Annotated in this window: 8 protein-coding genes; all 8 read left to right on the forward strand. The window is 66.6% G+C overall.

Translation table 11 applies throughout. The features are described 5' to 3' along the window. Window positions 1–53 precede the first annotated feature (53 nt). The 8 genes from BH708_RS10645 (at window position 54) to BH708_RS10680 (ending at window position 12,885) form a co-directional block, all read left to right on the forward strand. Window positions 54–2,069, forward strand: a complete 2,016-nt coding sequence (locus tag BH708_RS10645) for a CDP-glycerol glycerophosphotransferase family protein (RefSeq protein ID WP_076808562.1) — start codon at window positions 54–56, stop codon at window positions 2,067–2,069. Further along, on the forward strand, window positions 2,066–3,991 hold the full coding sequence (locus tag BH708_RS10650) for a hypothetical protein (RefSeq protein ID WP_076808564.1): 1,926 nt from the start codon (window positions 2,066–2,068) through the stop codon (window positions 3,989–3,991). The genes BH708_RS10645 and BH708_RS10650 overlap by 4 nt, the downstream gene beginning before the upstream one ends. Window positions 3,992–4,001: 10 nt before the next feature. Further along, entirely contained in the window at window positions 4,002–4,754 is a 753-nt protein-coding gene (locus BH708_RS10655; protein ID WP_076808567.1) for an acyltransferase, read from the forward strand. 129 nt (window positions 4,755–4,883) lie between these two features. Continuing rightward, window positions 4,884–6,560: a hypothetical protein gene (locus BH708_RS10660; protein ID WP_253705304.1), complete on the forward strand. Its 1,677-nt coding sequence runs from the start codon at window positions 4,884–4,886 to the stop codon at window positions 6,558–6,560. 265 nt (window positions 6,561–6,825) lie between these two features. Further along, window positions 6,826–8,079 (forward strand): UDP-N-acetyl-D-mannosamine dehydrogenase, encoded by a 1,254-nt coding sequence (wecC, locus tag BH708_RS10665; RefSeq protein WP_076808572.1) that lies wholly within the window; start codon window positions 6,826–6,828, stop codon window positions 8,077–8,079. Continuing rightward, complete coding sequence (locus tag BH708_RS10670; RefSeq protein ID WP_076808574.1) at window positions 8,076–10,202, forward strand: glycosyltransferase; 2,127 nt, start codon at window positions 8,076–8,078, stop codon at window positions 10,200–10,202. Before wecC ends, BH708_RS10670 begins: the two co-directional genes overlap by 4 nt. A gap of 111 nt (window positions 10,203–10,313) precedes the next feature. Further along, entirely contained in the window at window positions 10,314–11,300 is a 987-nt protein-coding gene (locus BH708_RS10675; RefSeq protein ID WP_157235871.1) for a hypothetical protein, read from the forward strand. A 16-nt stretch (window positions 11,301–11,316) separates the two neighbouring features. After that, window positions 11,317–12,885 carry a hypothetical protein gene (locus BH708_RS10680; protein WP_157235875.1) on the forward strand — a complete coding sequence of 523 codons (1,569 nt, stop codon included), beginning with the start codon at window positions 11,317–11,319 and terminating at the stop codon, window positions 12,883–12,885. The last annotated feature ends 131 nt before the right edge of the window (window positions 12,886–13,016 follow it).

Consider the following 13,016-nt stretch of genomic DNA (forward strand, 5'->3'; position numbering starts at 1 on the left):
ACTCCCCACGGCATCGGACCGCCTCCGCGGCGCGGCGATCCCCGAGGTGCCCCATGTCTGCCGACCCTCCTCTGCTCACCGTCGTCCTCGAATGCGCCGGAGAGCTGGACCGCGAGGGGGTGACGTACCGTCGGCTGCTCAGTGCTCGCCTGAAGTTCGAGGAGCAGTACGCCCTCCGCATCCACCCCGACGAGCTGGACACCCGCACGATCCGTGCACTGTGCCGCGAGATCGACAGCACGTACGTCGTCTTCGTCCGCACGACGCACGAGGTCTCCGCGACGTACCTCTCGACCCTGCTGCAGCACCTGCGGACTCGGATGGTCTACCTCGCCGAGCCCACCATCTACACCGGGGCTCTCCCGAAGAGCATCGCGAAGACCGCCGTCTCGCCGTACGCACGGGACACCGACGTCTACGGGATCGCCTACAACACCTCCCGCCTGCGTGATTTCCTGGACGCCGAGCACGACCTCGACCGGTCGGCTCTGTACATCGCATACCGCCTCTACTGGGCGATCAACAAGATCACGCCGCTGGAGGTCGGGTACTCGCTCGCCTCCGACACCAAGGCCGCCGTCGGCCTCCAGCTGGAACAGGGCGTCTCGAGGCTCCTCCCCCTCATCTCCAGCACGGTCCCGACGCTTCGGATCTACATCCTGCGCCTCCTCGTCCTCTACCTCCGCGGGATGCGCGAATCGCAGGACTCGGACGTCCCCCTCACCCATGTGCGAGAGCTGATCCGGATGTTCGGGTTGACCGGCATCCTGGACCGGTCCAGGACGCTCCAGCCCTTCGAGACCGCATGGATCCAGTGGATCGACGACGGCTCCCACAGTCTGCACCTGTACAAACGGCTCACCGCTGCGGACAACTACCTCGTCTTCGGGCTCGGGGACAACCCGATCGAGGCGGACATCCCCCTGTACCGGTGCCGATTCGGGGAGGACGTCGTGCAGATCGGGAAGTCGTACCTCTCGACGAGCCTGCGCCCGGGGAGCTCGAGCCCCAAGGTCGTCGACTTCTACCGCAGGCCGATCACGCCGCGATCGACCATCCTCTTCTTCGACCGGCCGATGCAGGCCGATGACAACGCCGAGCATCTGTACCGGTACGTCAGGGAGCACTACCCCGAATACTCCGACGTCTACTTCGCTCTGAACCGGAAGTCACCCGACTGGCCACGCCTGGAGCAGGAGGGATTCCGACTCATCCCGATCTTCAGCGAGGCGTTCCGACAGCTCTTCGTCGCCTCGGACCTCGTGGTGTCCTCCCAGATCTACAATCTTCAGCACCAGGGGAAGTCCCTGGTCAACTCGAGATTCGTGTACCTGCAGCATGGCATCCAGCTCAATGACATGAGTGACTGGGTGCTCTCCAAGCACTTCGACGTCTTCGTCGCCACCGGGAAGCTCGAGGCAGATTATCTCGGGGCGCTGGCCCCGGTCGAAACGCTCAACTCCGGGCTCCCTCGGCTCGAGACCCTGCGGCGGACCGACTCCGGGGAGCGCCGGATGCTCTTCATGCCGACCTGGCGCTTCAACCTCCATCAGCACGCCGACGGGACCTTCACCAAGTCGGCTTATCACCATGCGATCGACGCCGTGCTCACCGATCGCTCCCTGCTCGCCTTCCTCGAGGAGCAGGACGTGACCCTGGAGGTGAAGCTCCACCCCAACGTGGAGAAGAGAGCGCACCTCTTCCACTTCTCGGATCGGGTCGTGCATTCCTCGATGAGCTATCGCGAAGCATTTCAATTAGCCGAGTTCGTGTTCACGGACTACAGCTCCGCCGTCCTCGATGCCGCGTTCGTCAACACGCCCATCGCCTACTACCAGTGGGATGCCGCCGAGTTCTTCGAGGACCAGCCGTACGAGAGCCGGCTGGACTACCGCACGCAGGGGCTGGGACCGACGTTCTTCGAGCACTCGGAGATCATCGACCACATCGTCAGCGGCCGTTACCTCGAACCGGACCCGACGAGCGATGCCCGACGAGAGACCTTCTTCGAGGGCGTGGACCCGACCCGCATCTGCGAGACCATCGTGGAAAGGATGCTCAGCCTGTGAACACGGTCACCACCTACCTCCGCCGGGGCCTGCGGACCCGAGCCCGCGCGATCGCCTACTCGAGCAGGTCCCGCGACATCGCGCGGAGACTGGTCGAGGACCCCGCCGCGCACCGCATCCGCACGATGATCGAGAACACGGGCCACGGAGCCAAGCTTCACCGGCTGGCATCCCAGCAGCTGCCCGATGGGACCTACTTCGCGAAACTCACCATCCATCACTGGAAGAAGCATCAGAACAGCAGCTTCCGACTCCTCGAAGGGGACCGCGTCGTCTACGGGAACAGGATCGAGCCGCCTGCCCGCGGGTTCGACCTCGAGTACCGGAACATCATCGTGACCTCCGACGATCCCTCGGACTTCCGGCTCGACATCGATGCCGAGTACAGCGTGATGATCGGGCGCGGGGCCTTCACGACCGCTCAGCAGGTCCGGTACGACGAGAAGTACGGCGTCCAGCAGCACGGCGACCTCCACTACTCCCTGCGCGGGAACCTGAAGAGTCCCCGGCGCGTCCTGGTGACGTTCCCCGGCTTCGGCCCGTCGACCTCACGCGTCTCCTACGCCGTGAGCTACCTGAAGGCGATCACCGACGCGGACCTCTCCGACACCCTCATGATCTGCTTCCAGGACCGATACATGGTCGCCGGCACCTACATGCTCGTGGACAACGCCGGGCAGCCGCTGCGGGCCCGCGTCCATGCCGCGATCGCACACATCCTTCAGGAGCACGGCATCCCCGAGCGGGAGCTGATGCTCTTCGGGGCGTCCAAGGGCGGCAGCATCGCCACCTCCTGCGCCCAAGGGTTCCCCGAGGCGCGGCTGCTCGTGGTCGTGCCGCAGATGAACCTGCCGTACTACCTCGACAAACCCTTCTTCCGGGACAACCTCTACCGACTGCCCGCCCTCCGCTCGGATCCCCAGCCCGTCGACCTCATGCGCCAGTACTTCTCCGAGGGCCGCCGAATCGACTACTTCTACACGGACCGGGACGAGCAGTCGAACTATTCGCTGATCGAGTTCGCCCAGGACGTCCCCGGCCTCACCAAATACCGCGTCGACGGGAAGCATGCCGACGTCGCCAAGAAGGCCCTGCCGACCATCCTCACGGTGCTCAAACGCTTCCTGCGGGGGACGTCCGCCGACGCCGTCCCGCAGACGGTGGAGTGCGACCAGGTGACAGCGTTCCCGGACGACGCCGGCACCGGGTTCCAGCTGCGACTGGGCAACGACACGCCGCCGGCCTCCGGCGCGACCCAGAACGCGCTCCTCGCCGGCGCGCTGGGACGAACGGCGTTCTACCAGGTGATCTCCCATCACACGTACCCGTTCATCAAGTACACAGCGCCCCTCGAGCGCCTCCTCCCGGGCCTGCACTCCCCCGCGAGCATCCACTCGCTGCTGCTGACGACGTCCCACGCCGAGGTGGAGCGCGCCGTGCTCCCTGCCATCGAACCGCGGATCGCGCCGGATGAGCCCGCCTGCCCGGATGCGCTGTGCACCGAGCTCGACCTGAGCCCGGGCCCGGAGCCCAGGACGTACTCGCTCCTGGCCGCGCCGAACGCGCCGGTGAGCACCTTCGTCTACGAGGTCGACGCCGGCCGGCCCGACGGGGACGCCGTCGTCCTCGTGTTCACGGGGTCCAGCTCCGATCGATGGGGGCCCGAGGAGAGTCCGGAGACCGACGGCGCCCGGCTGATCGTCACCGTGGCTCCGCCGGCCGACGCGCGAGGGGCCGCCTTGCTCGCCCACCGCATCGCGATCACCGCAGGGGTCGAGCGGCTCCACGTCATCGCGACCACCGCCGCGCTCTCCGATGCCGAGCTCACGGCCCTGAGACGGCTCTACGGCCCCGACATCATCTGGCACGACCGGCGACCTGCTGCGTCGGTCCCCGTGGCGGCCCTGGCCGAGAGCCGCTGAGGGCGCAGCCGTGGCCGTCACCATCCATCAGATCGCCGCCTACCAGGACGCGAACGGCAATCGCATCGAGTTCACCGGTCCCGCCCCTCTCCTGTCCGGCATCACGGTCCTGTTCCGAGGGTCCAACAACGTCCTGACCGTCGACCCGGCGGCCAGGATCCACAAGCTGTACCTCCGCTTCGACTCCCACAACGGTCGGTGCCGGATCGGTGGGAACACCGCCGTCGCCCCCTTGAAGGCCGGCATCCGGGTGGGGCAGGACTCCAGCGTCGAGATCGGTGACGACGTCTCGACCACCGCACATGTCGACATCTCCGCCGTGGAGGGCACGTCCGTCACCATCGGGGACGATGTCATGATCGCCACGGGCGTGCGATTGCGGACCGACGACGGCCACCCGATCTTCACCGTCTCCGACGGTCAGCGCGTCAACCCCTCGCGATCCATCGAGGTCGGCGATCACGTCTGGCTCTCGATCGACTCCTTCCTCCTGGGTGGCGCCGGCATCGGCGACGGATCCGTCGTCGGCGCTCGCGCCCTGGTCACAAAACGGTTCCCGAACAATTGCATCGTCGCGGGGGTTCCCGCCAAGGTGATCCGGCGCGATGTGGCCTGGGAGCGACCCCATCTGTCCGTCACGCCTCCGTACTACAAGCCCGATGCCTCGACGGTCGAGAAATCTCCGTACTGGAACCCCACGGCGGACGAGTCGCAGCTCACCGAGGATGATCCGACGGTCGGCGAGGAGGCCGGCGCACCCTAGCGCACGAGATCCCCGAGGCCGCATCGCGCGTCGCTCACGCTCCCCCGGAGGCTCGCCGGGTGCCCGGCTCTGACATCCTGGAGTGCGGCCTCCGCCGAGGCTGCGACCCGACGTTCGGCAGGAGACCAGGTGACACGACGCCGATGGCTGATGGTGGGGGCCGCGGCCCTGGCGGTCGTTCTGCTGCTGGTGATCGGTGTGCTGGCCTTCCGGCCGTTCGGCACCGGGACCGAGAACGGTCCGGACGGCACCGCCGCCCCCACCCAGCCGCCCGACTCCGAGCGTCTGTTCCTGCCCGGCTACGACGGTTCGCCCGGCGGCTTCACGATGACCGATCCGGCGGATGCTCCCGGCAAGACCACCTCGGTGCGTCTCGCCCTGGAGGGGGACGCCCAACGCACCGACCACCAGCTGGGACTCAGCTTCGACGCCCGCGAGCTCGCGAACCCGATGTGGGACTCCGAGGACTCGAACCTGGCGCTGACCCTCGGGGAGCTCGAGGAGCCCGCGCTGCGGTTCGGCGGCAACGGCATCGATCGCCACGTGTGGTGGACCTCGTCCGACGAGCCCGCCCCCGAATGGGCCACGGCGACCGTCACTCCCGAGGATCTCGAGCGCGTCGCCGCGGTCGCCGAGGAGGTCGACGCGAGCGTGACGATCGACCTCGACCTCGGCCACGACGACCCGGCGCGCGCCGCCGACATGGCCGCGCACGCGAAGCAGGCCTTCGGGGACCGGCTGCTCGCGGTCGCGATCGGCAACGAGCCCAACGGCTTCTCCCACGAGAACCAGCCGGACCTCGCGGTGCGCGACACGACCTGGGACACCGAGGCGTACCAGCAGGCCCTGACGGAGTACTCCGCCGCGCTGGAGAGCGCGACCCCTGGCCTGCCCGTCTCGGGCCCCGGGGCCTACGACGCGGAGTGGTGGCGCGCCTTCGCGGAATCCGGCATCCCGAACCAGCGGGCGCTGAGCCTGCACTGGTACCCGCTGTGGGACTGCGAGGGCCCCGCCTCCTCCATCGCGAATCCCACGGTCGAGGACCTCACCGATCCTGTGCTGCGCGAGCGCGCCCGCACCATCGTCGGGATGGGCGCCGACGTCGCCGAGGAGCACGATCTGCCGCTGTGGATGGAAGAGACCGGCCCCACGTCCTGCCCCGGCACCAACGACACCTCGCGCACCCACGCGCAGGCGCTGTGGACCGTGGACTACGCGATGACCCTCGCCGAGCTCGGCGTGGAGCGCACGGCGTTCCACTCGACGCTGCAGGCCTGCGAGGGCGGAGCCCCGATGAGTCCGATCTGTGCCCGGGGCCCCTACGAGGAGCCCGGCCAGATCGTCGAGGGCCGCACGAGCTACCTCGCTCTGATGATGCTGGGGAATCTCCCGAACGGAAGAGTGCTCACGCCGACGGTGAGCGGCGACGGGAAGGTCTCCGCTCATACGGTGCTCGGCGATGGCGGCGAGCTGACCTTGGTGTTGGTCGACATGCGCGACCCGTCGAACGAGCTGTACAAGGACCGACCGGTCGAGATCAGCGCACCGGAGGGCGGCAGTTCCGTCGCTCCCGACGGTTGGGAGCTGACTCACGGGTCACGGATGGCCGGAACGTCGCTCGATGCCTCCGAGAGCACCTTCGACGACCTCGTGCCTGTTTCGGGCGAGTTCGCCGGAGCTCGACTGGACCGAGCAGAGCCGCTGACCGTGACCAGCGAGCCGGGCTCCGTCACGATGCTGCGCTTCTCGACCGCCTCCGGAGGCGACGCGTCGGACGGCGGCGGTGACGCCGATCCCGCGGTGTGAGTCCGCTGACAGCCGTTGCGACGGCCCGTGCCACCTCGGTGGCATTCGACACGCCCTCGGACGCCGCGTTGAACACCGAGTGACCGCGTGATGGCTCCGGAGTGAACTTTTTCGTCGTACTCGACAGTCACTTTTGAGTCGCTCGCCCCCCCCTTGTTGCCTGCATGACAACTGAAGACACGCCAGCGCTCCCCGGAGGGGCGAGGCGATACCGTGTGGCCCAGACTTCCGTCCTCCTCACCCCCGACCCCGCCAGGAGTGCTCGATGAGCCCGAACGTTCCCCTCGATACCGTCAGCGTGATCGGCCTCGGCTACATCGGTCTGCCGACGGCCGCCGTCCTCGCCCAGGCCGGCAAGACCGTCATCGGCGTCGACGTCAAGCAGACCAACGTCGATGCGATCAACGCCGGCACCGTGCCGTTCGTCGAGGAAGGGCTCGAAGCCGTCGTCGCCGGCTGCGTCGCCCAGGGCAAGCTCTCCGCACAGCTCGAGACCCCCGAGGCCGACGCCTACATCGTCTCGGTCCCGACCCCCTTCCAGGGCGACCACGACGCGGACCTCTCCTTCATCGAGGCTGCTGCTCGGGGGATCGCCCCGAAGCTCTCCGGCGGGGAGCTGATCGTGCTCGAGTCCACCGCCCCTCCGGGAGCGACCGAGCGCATGGCGCAGGTCATCCTCGAAGCGCGCCCCGAGTTCACCGGCGAGGCGAACCTCCCCAACTCCCTGTACTTCTCGCACGCCCCCGAGCGCGTGCTCCCCGGCCGCATCATGATCGAGATGGTCGACAACGACCGCATCATCGGAGGCATGACGCCGGAGGCGGCGAAGCTGAACCGCGACCTCTACGCGAGTTTCTGCAAGGGCGAGCTGCTGCTGACCACGGCCCGGACCGCCGAGATGGCGAAGCTGACCGAGAACGCCTTCCGCGACGTGAACATCGCCTTCGCCAATGAGCTCTCGATCATCGCCGACCGTCAGGGCATCGACGTGTGGGAGCTCATCGAGCTCGCCAACCATCACCCGCGCGTGAACATCCTCCAGCCCGGTCCGGGCGTGGGCGGCCACTGCATCGCCGTGGACCCCTGGTTCATCGTCTCCGCCGACCGCCAGTTCTCGAACCTGATCCGCACCGCTCGCGAGGTCAACGACTCCAAGCCCGAGCTCGTGATCGAGAAGGTCATGCAGAAGGCGGAGCGGTTCAAGGACCCGACCGTCGCGGCGCTCGGCATCGCCTTCAAGGCGAACATCGATGACCTGCGCGAGTCCCCCAGCCGCACCATCGCCGGCTCCCTCGCCGAGAAGCTCACCGATGGAAAGGTGCTCGTCGTGGAGCCCAACGTCGACGAGCTCCCGCAGGAGCTCGCCGCACGTGACAATGTGGAGCTCGCCGAGCTGGACTCCGCTCTCGAGCGCGCGGACATCGTGCTGCTGATGGTGGACCACGATCCCTTCAAGGAGATCGATCGCGACCTGCTGCAGGAGAAGATCGTCATCGACACCAAGGGGCTCTGGCGGTGAGCGAATCTCGCAGTGGGGGGTCCCGGCCGTCCCGCGGACGAGCCGCCTCGTCGACGGACAGCGGCTCCGGGGTCACCCGTTCCGCGGCCGCCGAGGAGCTCCTGGAGCGGGCCCGTGCCCTCTCGAAGGATCCCTCATCGTTCGAGCTGGCTCTCGGCGTCTACCGCGACGCCGTGGAGGCCTCGGGCTTCGACGCGTCGGTGATGCTCGACTATGCCCGGTTCCTGATCCGGAACTCGCGCGGCAGCACGGCCGAGGAGGTGCTCGCCCTCGCTCTCGCACGCCACGGCGCCCTCGTCGATGCCCTCGAGATGTATCTCGATCTCGTCCGGGAGCTCGATCTCCCCGCCCCCCGTGCGACGTGGGCCCTGAACCAGCTCCGTGCCGATATCGCCGCGCACCCCGGCTCGCACCGGGCCGCGCTCGATTACGCGATCCCGCACCAGATGGACGACGTGCTCGGCACGATCGGCGCCGGCCCCGATCGCGTCAACAAGGCGATCGTCCTGATCAATCAGGCGTACAAGGACGACTCCTTCTCCGAACAGACTCTCGACGCAGCAGGCGAGGGCCTCGGCGCGAACGACGTCGTCCGTGCACACTTGACGGTCGCTCTCGGCCGCGGCAACCGCACGGTGGCCACCGACCTGCTCAAGAGCGCGGATCCCCGCGCTGTCCCGCAGAACGCTCTGCGCCGGGCGATCCGTCGCGCGCGAGGTGCGGGCAAGGACACGCAGGTCATCCAGTACGTCGAGGCGTACCGCAAGCTGCTGCCGAACGACGGGTGGGCGAAGCGGCTCCAGGACGAGTACCAGCGCAATGCCGTCAGCAACTACCAGCTGGGCCGGACCGGGTTCCCGTTCCCGACGATGCGTCCCGAGCCGGCGTACCAGGCGCAGAGGGACCATGTCTTCTACCTGCTGCACAACTCGCTGCCGCACAACTCCGCCGGTTACGCGACCCGTACCCACGGGCTGCTCTCGGAGCTGAACCGCATCGGCTGGAACGTCGACGGGGTGACCCGACTCGGCTACCCCTATGACATGCCGGGCATGGCAGAGATCCCCGACGTCCCGCTGCACGACGTGGTCGGGAACGTCGACTACCGCCGCCTGCTCACCGGGCGTCAGATCGAGAAGAAGAACCCGCTGTTCTTCTACACCGAGCGCTACTCGAAGGCTCTGCTCGAGCTCGCCAAGCAGGAGCGGCCCGCGATCATCCACGCCGCGTCGAACCACTGGAACGGTCTGACGGCGGTCAAGACCGCTCGCCGGCTCGGGATCCCGTCGATCTACGAGGTCCGCGGGCTCTGGGAGGTCACGCGGGGCTCCCGCAATCCCGAGTGGGCTCAGAGCAACATGTTCCAGTACATCGCGCGCATGGAGGCCGACGCCGCCAAGGGTGCGACCCGTGTCTTCGCGATCACCGAGGCCCTGCGCGACGAGATGATCAGCCGGGGCGTGGACGGCGACAAGATCCAGATCGTCCCGAACGGCGTGGACACCTCGCGTTTCACGCCGACCCCGAAGGACGATGAGCTCGCCTCGCAGCTGGGCGTGGCCGGCAAGACCGTGATCGGTTACGTCGGCTCGGTGCTGGACTACGAGGGCATCGAGCTGATGCTCGAGGCGGCCGAGGTCATGAACCGCACCCGCGCGGATTTCCATGTCCTCATCGTCGGGGACGGCGCCGAACTCGAGCGCTTCCAGAAGCACGTCGAGGAGCACGAGCTCGAGCACGTCGTCACCTTCACGGGGCGCGTGCCTCACGAGGACGTCGAGCGCTACTACTCGCTCATCGACATCACCCCGTTCCCCCGCCTCCCGCTGCCGGTGTGCGAGATGGTGTCGCCGCTGAAGCCGTTCGAGGCCATGGCGATGGGCAAGGCCGTGGTCTCCTCCGACGTCGCCGCTCTGAAGGAGATCGTCACGCCCGGCGTGAACGGGTATCTTCACGAGAAGGGCAGCGCCGAGTCGCTCATCGAGCAGCTCACGCGACTGCTCGACGATCCCGAGCACACCCGACAGATCGGTGCCCAGGCTCGCGACTGGGTCGTGGAGAACCGCGACTGGAGGCGGCTCGCAACGCTGATCGCGGAGACGTATGACGAACTCGCCCGGTGAACGACCGACGCGTTCGACCTCGAGTCCGACCGTCTCGTTCACTGATTCGTGGGGCCGCGAGAACTGATGAACCGTGCCTCTTCGCCACCACGTCCGCGACGTCTGTTGTTCGTGGCGATCTCGCTGGTTGTCATCACGTCACTGGTGATTCTGGGCTGCTTCGTCCTCTCCGGAGAGGACGAAGCACCCGGGCCGCCGTCGGCGACGTCACCGCCATCGGCCACTCCCAGCGCCTCTGACCGGTCTACGCTCACGCTCCCAGACGACGCCGATGCGGTCTCCCTCGAGTTCGACACAGCCGAGAAGGGACCGGTCCTCGTCGCACTCTCGGTGACTGCAACCTTCACGGCGAGCACCGGGGAACGGCGCGCCCTCTACACGATCATGGGCATGTCCTGCGGGAGTATGGAAGGGCCGACGAATACACAATCGGTGAACGGGACCGAAAACCTCACTCACCAGACCACCCGACAGATGACGCAGCTGCTCTCGTATGACGTCGAAACGCCGGGGAAGCACCGGTGCAATGCGACGGTCAATGCTCCGAACTGGGATCCTGAGTACGGAGACGCGGAACTGTCGATCGAGGCAGAGATTCGCCTCGTCGCACCCGAAGCGTCGGGGATCTACTATGCAGCGACCGACTCCGAGCACCCGATCGTCCTGGATCCGGGCGAAGAGGTCGCAGCAGTCGAGGAGAGCTTCCCCCTGGAGGCCGGGCCAACCGGTGACCTCAGTGTCTTGTCCGGCACCCACGTCACGACGTGCACGATCACCAACGGTTCACGGGACCAGACAGAAGCCAACTTGTGCACAGAACCCCGGCTGGACCGCGAGGGCAGCACGATGTCGACGAAGACGGTCGTGCAGCAGCTCGACGGCGATACAGTGTGCCGCACGGTGACCGCGGATCGAAGTCTTGATTCCATCGATCACCTCGTCCACCATCGCCTTCTGGATTCCCGGACGAGGATCGACGGCTTCTTGTCGGATCCTTGCGGGGATCGCCTCAGAGTGACCCATGAGATCGCGAATGACGGACCCGCCGCGCTCGTCGTACACCGCGCCTCGACCAAGGCCGTAGCCATTGCCCACTGAGCACAAAGGATCCGCCGTGATGATCTCGAGCTTCTCTCCTCCGCGCGAGGAGTCCTTCGAAGGTTACGCGTTCGTGGGCGCGGATTTCATCTCAGGTTCTGACGGCTTCTCCCGGTTCCGAGAATGCGGAGGGACACTAGGTCCCGGATCCGATGGGTGCTACGCGGTTCTCCGCCGAACAGCTTCAGGTTGGGAAGCGGGTACGGACGCTCGAGGTCTGCGCAAGCTCTTCCTGTATCGCAAAGGCGGCTCGTGGGCTTTGGGATCCTCGCTCCATGACCTGGTATCGCATCTGCGCGTCCACCACGCGGCACTGACGCCAAACTTAGCCGTCCTCCGTGCACTGGGGGTCCGGCAGGCTCTCACCGCGCAGCTGAACTCCACCCACACGATCTTTCACGAGATCGAACTAGTCCCATCGTTCTGCGCCGTGCACATCGACGAGACCGGGCCTCAGGTCATCCCCTTCTCCCCTCGATACGCCTCTTCCGGCTACGAGGAAGCCCTTGCCCAGCATCTGTTCATGTGGCGTTCGCGGTTCGCCACTCTCACCTCCGATCCACGCACGACTTTCGTCACGGATCTCAGCGGAGGGCTCGACTCCCGCGTCGTTTTCGCCTTCGCCCTCGCGTCAGGAGTCCTCGACGACGGCAGCGCTCGTGTCCAGGTTGCCTCCCAGGAGCGGATGCCCGAGGACTTCGCCGCAGCGACGAGGATCGCCAGCGAACACGGCGTGAACCTCAATGGCGCGGCGAAACCGATGAGGACGCCGACGAGTCCTGAACGCGCAGTCGAGAACTGGAAGCACCACAGCCTTGGAGTCTATATGCCGGTCTACCTGAGCCCCCACGTGTTCGATCCGCTTAGCGTCCGCTGCCACGGCGCCGGTGGCGGCACCTTCCGCAACATCTTTACGGGTACTTCGTTGAAACATCGCCTGACGTCCACAAAGAAGAATTTCGAGGATGCGACGTTCGAGGAATACTCCTCCATCGTCCTCGGCGACCTCGAGGCCCTGAGCGCGCTCCGTCCGGATGTCGACCCGCAGAAGCTCCACTATCGCGAGTTCAGGAACCGCTTCCATTTCGGCCATGCCCCGCAGACGCGCACTACGTTCTCGCCCCTCAACTCCATTCTGGTCGACGCCATCGCAGATCGCCCGGATGCCGATGACCGGCGAACCTACTTCGACCTCATGGACAGCCTCGTCCCTGGCCTCAAGAGCCTGCCTTACGACGACCCGTCCAAGGCACCGAAGCGCCATACGCCGAGCGATACCGCACGGCGTATGGCACAGATTCACGGGGCGCCTGGACGCATGTTCGCCGACCTGCGCGAAGGCCAGGCGGACAAGCGCGACCAGCGCCGAGCCTTCTCCCTCTTCTACTCCATGGCCGCGCGGGCAGTGAGCAGTTCGACGGTCCAGGAGATCATTGGTGATCCGCGAGTACTTACGCGGACGCGACAGTTCCTTCGCGAGGTCCAGGAGCAGAGCGGCCGTCCCCGCGCGAACGCTACCGGCCATCAAGACGCCTCGTACGTGATCACGGCGGCGTTCGCCGCCGACGAAGATCTCCAAGCATAGACCTCCGGGACAAAAGAGCCAACGAGGTGAACGCGATCCGCTAGTTTAGATCATTCAGATCATGGAGGCCATCATGTCCGACACACAACCCAGATCGACGCCGCCCAACTCTCTTGGCATTCTAATGAATG

The sequence above is a fragment of the Brachybacterium sp. P6-10-X1 genome, assembly GCF_001969445.1.
Classification (GTDB): Bacteria; Actinomycetota; Actinomycetes; order Actinomycetales; family Dermabacteraceae; genus Brachybacterium.